This is a genomic window from Pseudomonas sp. GD04058, from assembly GCF_029836855.1.
GTDB lineage: Bacteria > Pseudomonadota > Gammaproteobacteria > Pseudomonadales > Pseudomonadaceae > Aquipseudomonas > Aquipseudomonas bharatica.
This window is the reverse complement of sequence record NZ_JAOECN010000009.1, coordinates 162,179-178,392: the sequence shown is the minus strand read 5'-3', so window position 1 is coordinate 178,392 and position 16,214 is coordinate 162,179. Positions and strand designations below refer to the sequence as shown.

14 protein-coding genes are annotated in these 16,214 nt (G+C 64.9%); 1 reads left to right on the top strand and 13 read right to left on the bottom strand.

Annotation, left to right across the window (positions count from 1 at the left end; all coding sequences use genetic code 11):
* The first annotated feature begins 84 nt into the window (after positions 1–84).
* Positions 85–879 (top strand): SDR family oxidoreductase, encoded by a 795-nt coding sequence (locus tag N7650_RS11005; RefSeq protein WP_279898170.1) that lies wholly within the window; start codon positions 85–87, stop codon positions 877–879.
* 100 nt (positions 880–979) lie between these two features.
* On the opposite strand, the gene N7650_RS11000 is transcribed toward N7650_RS11005, so the two are convergent.
* The 13 genes from N7650_RS11000 to N7650_RS10940 all read right to left on the bottom strand — a co-directional run bounded on the left by N7650_RS11000 (position 980) and on the right by N7650_RS10940 (position 16,189).
* A complete protein-coding gene (locus N7650_RS11000; RefSeq protein ID WP_279898169.1) occupies positions 980–1,804 on the bottom strand; it encodes an SDR family oxidoreductase in 825 nt (274 codons plus the stop codon).
* Positions 1,805–1,868: 64 nt separating this feature from the next.
* Entirely contained in the window at positions 1,869–2,222 is a 354-nt protein-coding gene (locus tag N7650_RS10995; RefSeq protein WP_279898166.1) for a hypothetical protein, read from the bottom strand.
* Positions 2,223–2,298: 76 nt separating this feature from the next.
* Positions 2,299–2,763 carry a multidrug transporter gene (locus tag N7650_RS10990; protein WP_279898164.1) on the bottom strand — a complete coding sequence of 155 codons (465 nt, stop codon included), beginning with the start codon at positions 2,761–2,763 and terminating at the stop codon, positions 2,299–2,301.
* A gap of 93 nt (positions 2,764–2,856) precedes the next feature.
* Positions 2,857–4,308, bottom strand: a complete 1,452-nt coding sequence (locus tag N7650_RS10985) for a mannose-1-phosphate guanylyltransferase/mannose-6-phosphate isomerase (protein ID WP_009395044.1) — start codon at positions 4,306–4,308, stop codon at positions 2,857–2,859.
* A gap of 36 nt (positions 4,309–4,344) precedes the next feature.
* Complete coding sequence (locus tag N7650_RS10980; RefSeq protein WP_009395042.1) at positions 4,345–5,001, bottom strand: alginate O-acetyltransferase AlgF; 657 nt, start codon at positions 4,999–5,001, stop codon at positions 4,345–4,347.
* 12 nt (positions 5,002–5,013) lie between these two features.
* Entirely contained in the window at positions 5,014–6,165 is a 1,152-nt protein-coding gene (locus N7650_RS10975; RefSeq protein ID WP_279898161.1) for an alginate O-acetyltransferase, read from the bottom strand.
* Positions 6,166–6,176: 11 nt separating this feature from the next.
* Positions 6,177–7,634: an MBOAT family protein gene (locus N7650_RS10970; RefSeq protein WP_279898160.1), complete on the bottom strand. Its 1,458-nt coding sequence runs from the start codon at positions 7,632–7,634 to the stop codon at positions 6,177–6,179.
* A gap of 220 nt (positions 7,635–7,854) precedes the next feature.
* Positions 7,855–8,931: a mannuronate-specific alginate lyase gene (locus N7650_RS10965; protein ID WP_279898190.1), complete on the bottom strand. Its 1,077-nt coding sequence runs from the start codon at positions 8,929–8,931 to the stop codon at positions 7,855–7,857.
* A gap of 22 nt (positions 8,932–8,953) precedes the next feature.
* A complete protein-coding gene (locus N7650_RS10960; RefSeq protein WP_279898159.1) occupies positions 8,954–10,396 on the bottom strand; it encodes an alginate O-acetyltransferase in 1,443 nt (480 codons plus the stop codon).
* 12 nt (positions 10,397–10,408) lie between these two features.
* The gene (gene algG / locus N7650_RS10955) at positions 10,409–11,977 is read right to left on the bottom strand and encodes a mannuronan 5-epimerase AlgG (protein ID WP_064302420.1); all 1,569 of its coding nucleotides are present in this window, start codon (positions 11,975–11,977) and stop codon (positions 10,409–10,411) included.
* Between the two features lie 18 nt (positions 11,978–11,995).
* Entirely contained in the window at positions 11,996–13,483 is a 1,488-nt protein-coding gene (locus N7650_RS10950; protein WP_279898158.1) for an alginate export family protein, read from the bottom strand.
* Positions 13,480–14,895 carry an alginate biosynthesis TPR repeat lipoprotein AlgK gene (gene algK / locus N7650_RS10945; protein ID WP_279898156.1) on the bottom strand — a complete coding sequence of 472 codons (1,416 nt, stop codon included), beginning with the start codon at positions 14,893–14,895 and terminating at the stop codon, positions 13,480–13,482. The genes N7650_RS10950 and algK overlap by 4 nt, the downstream gene beginning before the upstream one ends.
* A gap of 127 nt (positions 14,896–15,022) precedes the next feature.
* A complete protein-coding gene (locus tag N7650_RS10940) occupies positions 15,023–16,189 on the bottom strand; it encodes an alginate biosynthesis protein Alg44 (RefSeq protein WP_009395032.1) in 1,167 nt (388 codons plus the stop codon).
* Positions 16,190–16,214 lie beyond the last annotated feature (25 nt).

The following is a 16,214-nucleotide window of genomic DNA, read 5'->3' as shown; positions in this document are numbered from 1 at the left end:
GGAGCTGGCTTGTCGGGCCGCCGAACCGCAGCTCCCACAGTGACCGAGTTGCTCTTTAGGTTTATTTAACTCCAGGAGGCACACATGCAAATCTCCCTCAACGGCAAGCGCGCCATCGTCAGCGGCTCCACTGCCGGCATCGGCCTGGCCATCGCCATCGGCCTGGCCGAGGCGGGTGCCGAGGTGGTGCTCAACGGGCGCAGCCAGGCCCGGGTCGACCAGGCCCTGAAGCAGGTCCGCGACAAGGTTCCGGCAGCCCGCATCATCGGCGTCGCCGCCGACCTCGGCACGGCCGAAGGCGCCCGCCTGCTGTTCGAGCAGGTGCCGCAGACCGATATCCTGGTCAACAACCTCGGCATCTTCGAGCCCAAGGGGTTCTTCGAGACCAGCGATGAAGAGTGGCAGCGCTTCTTCGAGGTCAACGTGCTCAGCGCGGTGCGCCTGTCACGGCATTACGCCCCAGGCATGAAGGCGCGCAATTGGGGGCGTGTGCTGTTCCTTTCCAGCGAATCGGCGCTGCAGATCCCGACCGAGATGGTGTATTACGGCACCACCAAGACCGCCTTGCTGGCGGTGTCCCGCGGCCTGGCTGAAACCCTGGCGGGCACCGGGGTTACGGTGAATGCCGTGCTGCCGGGGCCGACCCGTTCGGAAGGTGTGGGGGATTTCTTCGGACAGATGGCCAAGGACCAAGGCGTGTCGACGGCGGAACTGGAAGCCAGCTTTATCGCCGAGCACCGGCCCAGCTCGATCATCCAGCGCCTGGCGACGGTGGAGGAAGTGGCGAATTTGGTGGTGTATCTGGCGTCTAAGCAGGCCAGTGCCACCACCGGCGCGGCGATGCGGGTGGATGGCGGGGTGGTGCGGTCGATAGCCTGATTTTTGCGGTGTTCTTGCGGGCCTCATCGCTGGCAAGCCAGCTCCCACAGGGATCGCGTAACCTGTGGGAGCTGGCTTGCCAGCGATGAGGCCCTGGAGGTCACAAGGTTCTGTTGAGCCCAAACTTCTTCTTCAGTACTCCCTGCAACAACCGCGAAGGCAACAGGTTCGCCATCAGCGGCAACGCCCGGCTGCCATTGCCCAGCCTGACCAGCCCCGGCACCGGTGTCTTGCGCACCGCCGCCAGTACACCGGCAGCGAACTCGCTGGCCGGTGTCGGCCGGTCCTGCGAGGCACGCGCCCGTGCCCGAATATTCTCGCGCAATGGCCACCAGGCCGATTCCGGTGTCAGCACCTGCTCTGCCTCATGCCCGGCATTGCTGGCGAAACTCGACTGGATCGCCCCCGGTTGCACTTCCATCACCCGGACGCCGAATGGCGCCAGTTCCAGGCGCAGGGCATCGCTCAGGGCATGTACCGCGGCCTTGGATGCGCAATAGGCGCCGGCGAAGGGCGTTACCAGTACTCCGGAGACACTGCCGATATTCACCACCAACCCGCGCGCGCGACGCAGCGCCGGGAACAGCGCGCGGGTCACCCCGACCACGGCGAAGACATTGGTCTCGAACTGCCGCTGCATGGCTTCGATCCCGCCATCCAGCAACGGGCCCATGGCGCCATAGCCGGCGTTGTTGATCAGCAGGTCAAGGCCGCCATGCTCGGTGTCGATGGCTTCGGCCAGTTGTTGCAGCGCCTGGGCATCATTGACATCCAGCGGCCAGGCGCGGAAACCGACGCTGGCGAGTTTTTCCACATCCCCGGCCTTGCGCGCGGTGGCCCAGACCGTGTAGCCAGCATCGCGGAACGTGTCGGCGAGGGCGCGGCCGATGCCGCTGGAGCAACCGGTGATCAGGGCGACAGGCATGGTGGGCGGTCCTTCGTGACAGGGAGAAGAGCCCGATCATACCGGTTCATCCGCATCATGCACCTCAGTAGAGCAAATGCAGGGCTTTCCTGATCGCCATCATGCTTACCGCGTTGATCACGCTGGGCCGGCAACCCCGGCTTGGCAGCAGAATCTGCGCCGGCAGTTTTTCAATGCCGATGTCGTCCAGCAGACGACTTAGCGTCCGGTTCTGTTCAGGGGAGCCGTAGTCGTCGAGATCGAACTGATAGAAGACGAATTGCGGATAGATCGGCGAATCGCGGCGAACCTCTTCGAGGAGGTCGCGACTGAGGCGGTCGCTGGTCGAGCCGACCAGGATCATGCCCGGGGCGTCGCGTTCGTCGGTTTCCAGCAAGCGCATCAAGGCATCGACTCCGTTCAAATGGCGGACGTCCATGGGCTTTCTCCTTCATGGTGAGTCTTCCTGAGCTAATTGAAGACCCGACGCGCACATCGCGAAACTGACAAAAATGCTAGTTGGCAAAGCTGCCTTGCAGGTGTTCGGCGCGGAATTCGAGGGTTTGCGGGCGATAGCCGGAGCGCAGCGGCGGCAATGGCAGGCAGTCGCTCCAGTCGGCGCCGGCCTGGAGTTCGCCGGGGCCGCGGTAACGCGGCGCGGCGTAGGTGTTTTCGGCAAGATTGACGCTGTCGCCGGGCGCATAGGCGGCGACGCGCCAGCGCAGTTCGGTAAGTGGCACATCATTGCCATTGTTCATGTGTACCCGCAGCGGGCGTCCGGCGGGGCACTCCTGCGGCAGGTAGTCCAGGCGCAGTTCCAGGCGCGCCAGCTGGCGAGCCTCGCGGGTGTCCAGCCACGCCACCCAGCCGCCGACCATCACCAGCCCGAGCAGCGCTGCCAGCGACACCGGCAGTGCCTTGGCCGGGTAACGCAGCAGCAGGACCAGCCAGGTCAGGATAAGCAGGATGCCGATGAACATGATGGATGCCCCGGGAAAGACGATCCTTCGATCCTAACGACAAGGGGCCGGCCTGTCATATGAATGAGCGGGCCGGCCCCTTTCGTTTACCGCTTACTGCGCGATGGTCTTGATCGAAACCCCACGCTCGATCGGCGTGGAGCGCCCGTAGATGTCCTCGAAGCGTTCGATATCGTCTTCGCCCAGGTAGCTGCCGGATTGCACCTCGATGATCTCCAGCGGGATCTTGCCCGGGTTGCGCAGGCGGTGGACGGAGGCGATGGGGATGTAGGTGGACTGGTTTTCGGTGAGCAGGAAGACGTTTTCGTCACAGGTCACTTCGGCAGTGCCGGACACCACGATCCAGTGCTCGGCACGGTGGTGGTGCATCTGTAGCGAGAGGCTGGCGCCGGGCTTGACCGTGATGTGCTTGACCTGGAAACGCCCGCCCATGTCCACCGAGTCGTAGGAACCCCACGGCCGGTATACCTCGCAGTGGGTCTGGGTTTCGCTGCGGCCCTGGGCATCCAGGGTGTTGACCAGTTGCTTGACCCCCTGAACCTTGTCCTTGTGGGCGATCATCATGGCGTCCTTGGTTTCGACGACCACGATGTTCTCCAGGCCGATCACCGAGACCAGCTTGCCGTTGCCGTGGATCATGCAGTTGTGGCTGTCCTGCACCACCACGTCGCCCTTGGTGACGTTGCCGTTGTCGTCCTTGGGGTGCACGTCCCACAGCGACGACCAGCAGCCGACATCGCTCCAGCCGGCGGTCAGCGGCACCACGCAGGCGCGCTGGGTCTTTTCCATCACCGCGTAGTCGATGGAGTTGTCCGGGCAGCAGGCGAAGGTGGCTTCGTCGATGCTCAGGCTGTCGCCGTCCTCCTGGCTGCGCTCGAGGGTCAGCAGGCAGGTGTCGTAGATGTCCGGGTCGTGCTTTTTCAGCTCTTCGAGGAAGCGGCTGGCGCGGAACAGGAACATGCCGCTGTTCCAGAAGTAGCCGCCGCTCTGGACGAATTCGCGGGCGCGCTTTTCATCGGGTTTCTCGACGAACTGGGCGACCCGGCTGATGCCCTCGGGCAGCAGCGCGTCCTGGCTGGAACGGATGTAGCCGTAGCCGGTTTCCGGCTTGGTCGCAGGGATGCCGAACAGCACCATCTCGCCACGTTCGGCGGCCACGGTGGCCAGGGCCAGGGCGCGTTGCAGGGCTTTCTGATCATCGATCACATGGTCGGCCGGCAGCACCAGCATCAGCTCGTCACGGCCTTCATTGACCAGCTTCATGGCGCTCAGTGCCACCGCCGGTGCGGTGTTGCGGCCGAAGGGCTCCATGAGGATGGCCTGGGTCTGCAGGTTCAGGCTTTGCAGTTGTTCGTTGACGATGAAACGGTGGTCCTTGTTGCACACCACGATGGGTGCGTCCATGCCTTCGAAGACCAGGCGCGAGAGGGTTTGCTGGAACAGCGTGTGCTCACCGGTCAGGGCGAGGAACTGCTTGGGGAACTGCTTGCGCGACAGGGGCCACAGGCGCGAACCGTTACCGCCGGACAGGATGACTGGAATCATGGTTTTGCTCTCCGAATCTAAAAGTTGGGCAGTGGATTAGCGGGTCGCTACCGGGCGCTTGACCCAGACCGGGGACAGGTTGCTGCCCGAGCCGGTGACGTAGAGCACGGCGGCTTCACCGCGCTCGAGGGCGACCGGTTTCAGGTCGCTGACTTTCTTGTCGCCTTCGTACAGGGCCAGGTTGACCTTGACCGGGTTGATCTCGCGCTCGCCACGGCTGGCGGCGGCCACCGGCTTGACCACTTCGGTCTTGCCGTCGGCGGTCTTCAGGGTCAGGGCCTGGTCGCTGAGGTTCTGCACCCGCACCAGGGATTTCTGCTTGTTGCGGAATGGCGGTTCTTCAACCAGCTGCGGCTTGCCGTTGGCGTGGTTGACCAGGGTGTAGTAATGGTCGGCCGCCAGCTTCACCGGCAGGGTGGCGTTACCCACCTTGGCGCTGTAGTCGCCTTGCGGCATGAAGCTGAAGTCGCTGCTGGCCTGGGCCCCCACCTGGTTGATCGGGGTGTTGCCGACGCTGGCAGCGACCGGCTGGCTGGAGGCGTTGTACAAACGCACGAAGGTCGAGCCCTTCGGCGCGCTCGGGCCGTAGAGCGCGGCGTCGCCGCCGGCCCAGGCTTGCAGCGAGGCGAGGGTGAGGCCGGCAGCGAGGGCGCAGGCTTTGGCGATACGGTGCTTGGACGTGTGCAAGGTCATGTGCATTTCCTCTTAGTGTTCGGTCCGGTTGGACGTCAGGGCCAGCTCTTGATTGGCGTTGCGGGTTTTCTTCAGTTGCGCGATCCATTGCGGGTCGAAGCCGCTGAGGTCGTTCTTGATTGGCAGATAACGCTCGGGGAACTCCCAGACCACGAGTTGCGGCGGGCTGTTCTTGAATTCATCGCTTTGCAGGTACTTGAGCATCGGCAGGATTGGCCCGTGGCCGTCCTCGGCGTAGTTCGCCACGTCGCTGCGCAGGGCCTGCTGCAGGGCGCCGAGGAAGTTCCAGTTGGGGTTGGCGCTATAGCTGGTGCCGACCAGCGCCACGGGGATCTGCTTGTCGGCGAACAGCGCATCGTCACCGCCGTCTTCGGTGGCACGGGTGCTGCGCTTCTGCAACTGGTCCGGCTTGGGCAGCAGCTCGGTGAACAGCGGGTCCAGCGGCAGGAAGTTGGTCAGGTCGCCCTTGTATGGCGTCTGTTCCTGGTTTTCGGTGATGAAAGTCTGCGGCTGGCCGTTGAGCAGGGTCTGCCGGGCCACGGCCTCGGCCAGTTGCTGGGCGGCGACCTCCGCGCCCATGGGTGTCCAGTGGCTGTCGGTGCGCAGGAACACCTGGCCGCGGGCCTTGGCCGCTTCCAGCGGACCGAACAGGTCGGGGGCGAAGATGTTGGCCTGGCGCGCCTGGGCGTGGAACGCGTTGTACAGGTCATGGTGGACGCTGGCCGGGGTCTTTTCGCCGAGGTATTCGGGATAGACCCGGGCCTTGGCCGGGATGATCGCCAGTACCAGTTCCACGCCGTGCTGGCGCAGGGTGTCGCGCACGCCACGCAGCAGGGCCAGGTTCTCGTTGCGGCTCAGTTCACCGTCGGCTGCCGGCTTGAACTCCTCGTCGCTGAACAGCCACTGGTCGCGGCCCAGCACCACGCCGGGGCGGCCTTCGTTGAACAGCTTGAAGTCCAGCGCCGCCCACAGGTTGGTGCCGATGCGCTTGAGCGGGAACTGCTCGTCGTAGTGGGTTTCGGCGGCCTTGGCCAGCTTGCCGTCGAGCAGGCTCATCTGCGCCGTGCGCTGGAAACCGGCGAGCCCGCCGAGGGACCACAGCCCCAGGGCGGTGAGCAGGGCGAGGAACAGCAACGAGTAAAGGATGCGAAGTGATCGGGTCATGGTCGGCTCGCTCAGAACTGGAAGTAGAGGAAGGGCGAGTAGCTCTGCGCCGAGAGCTTGAGGATCGACGCGACGAACAGCAGCAGGACCAGTACGCGGGTGGCGTACAGGCTCCAGTCGAGGCCGACGCTGCCGTCGTGGTGCACCACCACCGGGCTGGCTTTCGCAGTCGGCTTGGCATTGCGGTAGAAGTCGCGCAGGCCGAACCAGGCCAGGGTGATGTAGGCCAGGACCAGGGTCGCCACCTGCAGGCCGGTGAGGCTGGCGCGGTTAAGCTCCGACAGGTTCCAGTCGCCCAGGCTGAACATCGCGGCGTACATGCGGCCGGCCACGTGCAGGTTCTCGGCGCGGAAGATCACCCAGCCGATCACTACCAGCAGGAAGGTGAAGGCCCATTTGACCGGGTTGAAGCGCTGCGGGTTGGTGTCGATGCCCAGGGCCCGCTCGATCGCCAGCCACATGCCGTGCCAGGCGCCCCAGATGATGTAGGTGAAGTTGGCACCGTGCCACAGGCCGCCCAGGAGCATGGTCAGGAACAGGTTGCGGTAGGTGGCGAAGGTGCCGCCGCGGTTGCCGCCCAGGGTGATGTACAGGTAGTCGCGCAGCCAGGTGGACAGGCTGATGTGCCAGCGCCGCCAGAACTCGGTGATCGACTGGCTGATGTACGGCTGCTTGAAGTTCTCCATGAAGCGGAAGCCCATCATCAGGCCCAGGCCGATGGCCATGTCGCTGTAGCCGGAGAAGTCGAAGTACAGCTGCGCGGTATAGGCCAGGGCGCCGAGCCAGGCGTCGCCGGTGCTGGGGTTTTCCAGGGCGAAGCAATGGTCGGCGACCACCGCCAGGGTGTCGGCGATGAATACCTTCTTGATGAAGCCCTGCATGAAGCGGGTGCAGCCCTCGGCGAACTTGTCGACGGTGTGGGTGCGGTGGTTGAACTGGTCGGCGAGGTCCTTGAAGCGCAGCACGGGGCCGGCGATCAGGTGCGGGAAGATCGCGACGAAGGCGGCGAAGTCGATCAGGTTGCGGGTTGCCGGGGTGTCGCCGCGGTACACGTCGATGATGTAGCTGATGGACTCGAAGATGTAGAACGAGATACCGATCGGCAGCAGCACGTGGGTCAGGATGAACGGCTCGAGGCCGAACGAGGCCATGATCGCGTTGATGCTCTCGACACCGAAGTTGGCGTACTTGAAATAGCCGAGGATGCACAGGTCCACGGCCACGCCGAGCAGCAACCAGCGCTGGGCCGGTTTGGTCCGTACGCCGGCGGCGCCGACTTTCAGGCCGATCCAGTAGTTCCACAGGGTGACCCCGGCGAACAGGGCCAGGAAGTCCACCCGCCACCAGGCGTAGAACAGGTAGCTGGCCAGCAGCAGTAGCAGGTTTCGATAGCGTTGCCCGCTCAGGTAGTACAGGCCGAGGAAGATCGGCAGGAACAGGAACAGGAACACATTGGACGAGAAGACCATCCCGGTTCTCCTTGGTGGTCAGCTACGGGGCAACAGCGCCCCCCAAACCCCCCGGCTGTCTGGCTGGGGGAAACCGATGAATCAGTGTCGCTGCGGTCCCTGTGGGAGCTGGCTTGCCAGCGATGAGGCCAGCAGGTTCAGCATCTGTGTCAGGTGTGGCCCTATCGCTGGCAAGTCGGGGCGCCGAACCGCAGCTCCCACAGGGGCCGTGCAAAGCCGGCTATTTGCGCTCTGCCGCCGGGTCGTAGACCCGGGTTACATCCCCGCCGAGGCGGAAGCTGTTGAACGGTTGCATGCCATGCCGGCGCTGCTGCACATCGGCATTGCACTGATAAAGGCTGCACCAGGGTTCGAGCCAGGCGTACTTGCTGTCGACCTTGAGGTCGTCCATATCCTGTTTCTCACCGTTCTTGCTCTTGAACGCCGAAGGATCCTTCGACCCACCCAGCACTCGCTCGCCCAGCCGTTTCAGCGCCTGGTGGTTTTCATCCTTCAGGTCCACGCCGTTGACCTGGGCGAAGCTGGCGATCATCGCCAGTGGCGGCAGTGCGTAGTTGTGGTAGGCCAGTGCACGCTGCCTGCGCTTGAGCTCGTTGGGCAGGAAGCCCTGGTCATCCACCTGGTTGGCGGCGACGCGGTACTCCTTCACCGACCAGTCGAACAGGTCGCGGCGGTCGGTGGCCACGGCGGTGGCCATCACCGACCAGGCCGCCCAATAGCTGTGGTTGTTGATCTTCGCCAGCGGCAGGTCGCTCCAGTCGCTGACCACCTGGTCGGCGACGCGGCCGAACCATTTCTCGATCTCCTCGGCCTGGGCCTGGTGCGCCGCCAGCGGCTTGGCGTTGGAAAACTTCAGGCGCAACCACGAGCCGCTGAGGCTGCCCAGCGCCCATTTGCGCATGGACTTGCCGGTGTGGTTGAAGTCCTTCGACAGCAAGGCGTCGGCGCGGGCCCAGGTGTCCAGCCAGGTCAGGGCGCAGTCGAGCTGCGCCGGGCGGCCGTCGCGCATGTACTGGGTGACCAGCTTGGCCACGCCGCGCTCCAGGGTGGTGATGTCCTTGGTCGAGTCGCGGAAGGCTTTCTCCGACACTGCGTTCAGGGTCGAGCGCGCCGAGTCCGAGCCCTCGTACTTGCTGCGGAATTGCAGGCTGCCGGTGTAGGGCTTGGGCACCGCTTCGCACTGGAAATTGCCATCGCCGGTCTTCTGTTTCTCGATGCCGGCGTAGTAGCCCTGGGGCGGTACCAGCCCGGCGAATGCCTGGCTGGAGGCCGTGAGCAGTACCGCGCTGGCGATCATGCTGAGTCTGTTCATGGGGTCCTCACAGTCCGGCCTGGGCGTTGCGCGGGGCATCGCCGACAGGGCCGCGTTTGCACAGGGTGGCCTGGACTTTCTGGGTACCGCTCTCCGGCCCCTGCAGCTCGACGGCAAGCAGGGTCTGCCCGGCCCAGTCCTCGTCTTCACGCAACTGGAAGGCGAAGCGGCCATCGGTGTCGGAAGTGGTCGGCTTCTCGATCTTGATGTCCTCGTGGCGGCCGTTGAGGTACCAGAGGGTGGCCTGCATGACCTTGACCGAGGTGTCTTCGAAGCGGATGTCCAACTGGTGGTTGCGGTTGGTCAGGTCCTTGATCACGCCATCGCGGCCGTTGACCATCAGCTCGTTCTTGCCTGGCTTGATGGCGGTGCTGGCGCTCATCTGCGCCGGCTTGCCTTCGCAGCCGTTGTCGAGCAGGGCGAGCATCTGCCGCCAGATGGTTTCCTGGTTCAGCGGGTACAGCGGGGAGAATTCCCAGATCAGGATCTTCGGCGGGTTCTTCTTGAATTCCTCGCTGCCCAGGTACTGGATCATCGAGCCTTCCAGGCCGCCACCGGGGAAGGCGACGTTGAGCACGTCGGCGCCGATGTACTGTTCCAGGAAGCCCGAGAAGTTGTAGTTCTTGCCGCTGTGGCTGGTACCGACCAGGGTGATCTGCGCGTTGCCGGAATCACCGAACAGGTCGTCGCTGCCGCCGCTGGAGCCCTTCGGCTCGGTGGCGAACTGGTCCATGTACTGCACCGCATAGCTGGTGCCGCACAGCTGGCCGGCGACGTTGTGCAGGGTGCCGGTCTTGCCCATGCGCCCGGACTTCTTCGTCTCGAACTCCTTGCGCGGGATGCCTTCGAAGGCCGGCATGGCGTGCACGGTCTGGGCCACGATCTTCGCTGCGCGCTCGGCGCCGTACGGGGTCCAGTGCTGGTCGCCGCGGAAGTAGAAGTCCTTGCCCTGGTCGGCGGCGGCCAGTTGCTCGTTGGTCAGCGGCGACAGGTCGGGAACGTTGTAGCCCATGGCGCGGAAGCGCTTGAGCATGGCCTGGTAGTTGCCCAGGGCCTTCTGGTAATCGAACTTCGCCTTTTCCTCGGGGGTGAGCATGTTGCGGTTCACCAGGCCGCGGGTCGGCTGGTAGACCACTACCAGCTCGATGCCGCGGGCCTTGAAGGCGTCATGCAGTTGTTGCAGGCGCTTGTAGCCGGCGGGCGTGGTGTCGAATTCGGTACGCAGGTCTTCCCGGGTACGGAACAGCCAGTCGCCCTTGGCCTGGACCAGGGTGGTGAAGTTCTGCTGGTAGCGCGTGGTGTAGCGGCTGGCGTCGTGAGCCTCGGGGCACAGCTGGCAGCACGGCTCGGCGGTGAAGCTCGGCGCGGTGACCTCGTCGGCGCGCACGCCGTTGGCGATCGCCAGCAGGGCGGCGCTGAGGCCCAGGAGTTTGATCAGGTGTGGAGTCATGTTCGGGTTTCCTCAGTCTGCCATTTCGGTCTGGCGTTCGACCGGATCGATCAGCACGGCCTTCTGCTGGCGCACCATCAGGTCGAGGATCTCGTTCTGCCGTTCGCCCAGCACGCCGGACAAACTGATACCGCTGGCCTTGCTCGGCGCCAGCATCGACACGCGGTACAGCTCCACGCTCAGCGGCGAGTCGATGGACAGCGGGCCGCTGCCGTTGGCCGCCAGCTCGCCGCCGACCACGATCAGCGAGACCTTGGTGTCGAAGGGGTCGAGGGCGATGTTGCGGTCGGTGTCGGAGAGGTCCTTGATGTGGCCGTAGACACCGACCAGGCCGTTGGCCATGGCGAGGTTTTCGTACAGGCGGATGTTCACGCTGTTGCGCACGCGGATGCCGTGGCGGCGGTTGCTGATCAGCTTGTTGCCCCAGATCAGGTTGTCGCCGCTTTCATACAGGGTGATGCCGTCGGTGTGGTTGCGGTAGATCTCGTTGTAGGCGATCAGGTTGTTGACGCTGTTGCGGTCGATCACCACGCCGGAGAGCTTGTTGTCATAGCTCTTGTTGTTGATGATCCAGCTGTCGTTGACCTCCCGGGAAATGATGATCCCGTGCTTCTTCTTGGTGCCGTACACCGTGTTGCCAGCGATGATCAGGCGGTGCGAACGGTCGTGGGGGTCGATGCCGTAGACGATGTTGTCGCTGTAGGTGTTGTCCTTGACCACGAAGTCGCTGGTTTCATAGCAGTAGAAGCCGTACCACATGTCGCTGAAGGTCGAGCCGATGATCCAGCCGGTGGGTTCGGCGCGGCCCATCTGCTTGGCCATGTTCGGCGTGTACTGCGAGATGCTCACGCCATAGGACTTGCTTTTCGCGTAGCCGAAGCTGGCCATGGTGCTGTTGACGATGTAGGTCTCGGTGCCGCCCCAGGACAGCAGGAACGGACGGAATTCGTCGGGCTTGCGGAAGGTCGCCGGGCCGTTGTCCTTCTCGCGCCAGCCGATCACCCGGGTGTCGCTGACGAACAGCTTGCCGTCGTTGACCAGGAACGAACCGCCCTCCTGGGACAGGCGCAGTTCCTTGACCTTGCCGTCGATTTCCAGGGTTGCGCCGTTGCCGACCACGATTGGCAGGCGGGCCAGGTAGACGCCTGGCGAGGTCTGCCGAAGGAAGCGCTCGGGAACCTTCTTCGCCAGCTCGGTGAAGTTCACGTGGCCGCCGTCGATGAAGATCGCCTGGGGAATGCCGCGCTGGCGAGCCACCCATTCGGCGCCCTTGTTGTCACCACCGATGAACTCCTTGAGCACGTCTTCCTGGAGCATGCGCCGCACCGAGACTTTGCCCGGCTTGCGCCGGTCGATCTTCTTCTGCACGGCTTCGGCGGTATAGCCGGAAAGGTCCGGCAGCTTCGGCGGGTCGAGGTGCAGCGGCTCCACCGGCGCGGTGCTGACGGTGTAGGTCTTGGCCTGTTGCAGCTCCTTGGCCACTGGCGCCGGCGCCTGGCCGTTGCTGGCCTGGGCAACGCTGGTGGCCAGCAGCAAGGCGCCGGCCAGCAGGGTATGAAGCCTGTTCGGGTGAAGGGTCATGTCAGTGCTCTCCGCTCATCAGAAGCGCCAGACCACGTCGATGAAGGCGCGGTGCATGTACGAGTCGGCCTCTTTGCCGTAGGCGTCGCCCGGCTTGAACACGCCGCCGCGAAAACGCACCAGTGCCGAGGGTTCGTCGATGGATTTGCTCAGGGCCGCCGGCAGCAGGCCCTGCTTGAAGTACTTGGTGACCACCAGGTCCATCTCCTGCCCGACATCCTTCTCGCCCTGGACCAGCGGACGGTTGATGCCGCCATCGTCGACCACCGCGTTGATGCCGCTGCCGCCGATGTTCTGGTCGCCGTCGACGCGCCAGAACTTGTGGTAGATCAGGCTGGCGTCGTAGTCGTCGCGCAGTTGCCAGGAGGTGAACAGGGTGGCCGCCTGCAGGTTGCCCAGTTCGCCACGGAACGCCTCGCCGAAGCGGTGCACGCGCGAGCGGGTGCCGGTCCAGTTGGAGCGGTTGGATTCCAGGCCGGTCTGCTCGTAGTTGCTGGAGCCGTCGTCGCCACCGCCGCCGCTGCCACGGGCGTAAGCCGCACCGACCTGCCAGTTGGGGTCGAGGCGCAGGCGAATGCCGAGGTCGGTGGCCCAGGCGTTGACGTCGCCGCTTTGCTTGCCGGTGGCGACCTGTTCGCCGCCCACGCTGGTGCTGCTCAGGGTGTCGCGGTCGCCGGTCAGCCAGGTCACGCTGCCCCAGTAGTTGAGGGTGTTCTGGTTGCGCCAGTTGTAGGCGTCGCTGTTGGCTTCCAGGCCCAGCCAGGTGAGGTCGCCGGTGCGGGTCTTGTCGAGGGCGTCGAGGGTTTCGCCCGGGCTCTTGAGCTTGCCGTCGTCATGGGTGTGGTGGGCGCGCAGGCCGACCCAATGGCCCGGCGTCCACTGTGCGGCGATATCGCCGTAGACGTGCAGGCGGTCCTTGTCTTCGGCTGCCAGTTCGGTGAGGTCGGTGCGGTATTCGCTGAAGCGCTCGGCCACGCCCAGGTTGGCGCGCAGCAGGGTGGTGTCGAAGGTCCAGTTCAGCGCTTCGATATTGGTGTCGCGCCACATGCCGTCGTCGTTGCGCAGGCGCTGGCGGCCGAAGCGCAGCTCTTCGCCGGGGTAGGCGGTGAAGCCCTTGTAGCCGACCCAGAACTCGCGCATCGCCAGGTAGTTCTTCTTGGCTTCGCGGTCGTCGTTGCTGCTGTTGGAATCCTGGATCTCGCTGCCGTCGGCGGACTGGCGGCTGGTGTCGGTCTCGATGATATCGGTGGCCGCCACCGCCTGGCCCATGGCGTAGGCGCTCCAGTCGCCGCGCTCGAAGTACACCCAGGGGCGCAGGTCGATACCGAGGCCGTTGACGTCGCCACCGTCGCGGGTGCCGAGGTCGCGGTCGTCCTCGGACTGGCCGGTGATCTTCATTTCCAGGCCGAAGTTCTTTTCAGCGGTTTCGGCGGCCAGGGTCGGGCACGCCCAGAACAACGCGAAACTCAGGCCGAGACCGGCTTTCATCCACGGGTTGAGCATCATAGGGAAGAGTCCTCACCTTGTTCTTCTTCATCGCCTTTCACGGCTTGCAGCGCCAGCGCACCCGGGCCTGGACCGAGGGCGCCACGGGCGGCGCGCTCCTGTTCCAGCAGGCGCTGGGCGGCGGCTTTCTGTTGCGGATTCAGTTGGCTATCCAGCTCGCCGGCCAGGGCGGTGGACTGTTCGCTCGGGTTGGCCTGGGCCAGTTGCGCGAAGACCCAGGCGTTGACCGGGTTCTGGCGGATGCCGTGGCCTTCGCTGTACAGCTGGGCCAGGGCGTAGTCGGCGCTAAGCTGGCCGCCGCGGGCGGCCTGGAGCAGATGGTCGACCGCTTTCTGCGGTTCGACGGTGCCCAGGTAGCCGCGGCGATAGAGCTGGCCTAGGTAGTAATGGGCACTGACCTCGCCGGCTGCGGCAGCGGCCAGCAGATGGGTCTCGGCCAGCTTGGCATCGGCGGGGATGCTCTTGCCTTCGTAATAGAGGCGACCGAGCAGCAGTTCGGCGCGCGGCTGTTCGGCGTCGCGGCCCTTGTCGATGTATTCCATCAGCTTGTCGCTGTCGCCCAGTTCGGGGAAGTCATACAGCAGTTGCGCCAGGCTGACCCACGACGCCGGATTCTGCGGGGCGATGTCTTCGAGCAGGGCCTGGGCGGTTTTCTCGTCGGTCTGGCCGAGGCTGCGGTCGGCGAGCACGCGGGCCACGCTGTCGACCCGGCTGGCCGGAACGGTGCCGCGCTGGTAAGCGCTCTTGAGCTGCTCCAGCAGCGCTGCCTGCTGTTCCGGCTGGGCGCGTTTCTGGTACACGGTGGCCAGTTCGACGTAGCAGATATCGGTGCTGTTCAGGGCCGCCTTGCAGATCCGTTCGACCTCGTCCAGATGCTGGTCGTAGGTGTTCTGGGTGCGGTAGAGCAGGACCTGGGCCAGGCCGGCCTCCGGGTAGCCGGCGCTGCGCCACTGGTCGATCTGCTGCTGGGCGTTCACCTTGGGGAAGCTCTGCGGGTATTGCAGGTAGAGCATCGCCAGGGGAATCAGGGTGTTGCTTTCGCCACTGGCGAAGGCCTGTTTCAGCAGGGTTTCGGCTTCGTGGCGTTCGGCTTCGCTGCTGTCCGTCTTGGCCACCAGCAGGCGGCCAAGACGGGCCTGGGCGCGGGACGAGGTTTGAGCGGCAGCGCGGTAGGTGGCCTCGGCCTGCTTGAGTTCGGCCGGGTCGCCGGTTGCCACCTGGATATCGGCGAGGCCGACCTGCGCTTCGCTGTAGCCGAGGTCGGCGAGCTGCCGGTAGTTGCGTTCGGCGGTGGCGGTGTCGCCGTTCTTCAGGGCCTCGTTGGCCAGGCGCTGGTCGGGCAGGCCGGCGCAGCCGGTGAGGCTGATCGCCAGGGCCAGGGCACAGAGCAGTGGTGTGGATGAGGGCCTCATCGCTGGCAAGCCAGCTCCCACAGGGTTCGAGGCTGCCCACGACACCGAGTCCGACTCAGGTCCTGTGGGAGCTGGCTTGCCAGCGATTGGGAGCACTGCGGAATAACTGTTCATCGAGGAACCCTCTTCAGAGCCCATGCGCCATGGCGCTGTCGATCAGCCAGTCCAGCGACGGGCCGCGCTTGGCGTTGACGCTCGCCGGCAGGCCGACCATTTGGCTCGGCAGCGGTGCATCCGGCTTGATCTGCACGCGGATGTCCGAGGACAGGTCGTCGCTGTTGAGGTTGGCGCTGCTGACGATGCGCCCGGTGCGCTCCTCGCCGTCGCCGGCGATCTGGAAGTTGACCCGGGTGCCTGGCTTGACGTCGTCGAACTGGCGATAGCTGAAGCGTGCGTCGATGGTCGGGGTGCTGGTGCGCGGGATCAGTTGGAAGATCACCGCGCCCTTGGCCGCGTACTGGCCGTCATCCACCAGTTGGCGGGCTACGGTGCAGTCGCATGGGCTGGTAAGGGTGCCGCTCATCTGCTTGCCGAACAGTTCCTCGACCTTGGCCGGTTCCAGTTGCTCGTTGTCCAGGTGGCCCTTGAGCAGGTCGAGCATGCTGGTGCTGAACGAAGCCAGCGGCGCGCCCTTGACGACCTCGGCACCGTTTTCCACCAGGGCCTGCAGGGTGCCGTCGCGCGGCATGGTGACCTGGGTGGTGGGCACGCTGACCACGCCGGCTTCGGCATGGCTGACGAAGTACACGCCGTACACCGACTTGGCGATGAAGGCGAAGGCGGCGACGCCGACCACGAACACGCCGAGGCTGAACGTCACGGCGCGCAGGCGGCCCAACGGGCTGAGGCCGCCGCCGTCGTTCTTCTGCTTGCGTGCCTTGGTGAAGTTGTCGCGCTGCAGGGTACTGAGCACGTCGCCGATGCTGATCAGCTCGCCGGACAGGTGCGAGGTGATCAGGTGGCGCAAGGTGGCGATGTCGCGTGGCTCGAGGTTCTGGAACTGCACGCCGGTCCGGCCGTCGGCCGCGTTGTGCGAGCGCACCTGGAACTCGATATCCATCGACAGGCCCAGGTTGTCGACGGTGAATTGCAGGCGTCCGCGCATCACTTCGCCCACTGGCAGCGGCTGTTTGGCGTGGAAGCTCAGGCCGCCTGCGGAAAGGTCTTCGACCTTGACCTCGACGGTCTCGCGGTTCGCGTTCAGGTAGCGCAGCCTGGCCGGGATCTTGACCCGGGCATGCTGGCGCTGGGTTTCGGACTCATGCACGACATTGACATTCACGGCGGTATTCATGGCGATGTTTTCCTGTTGGATCCGT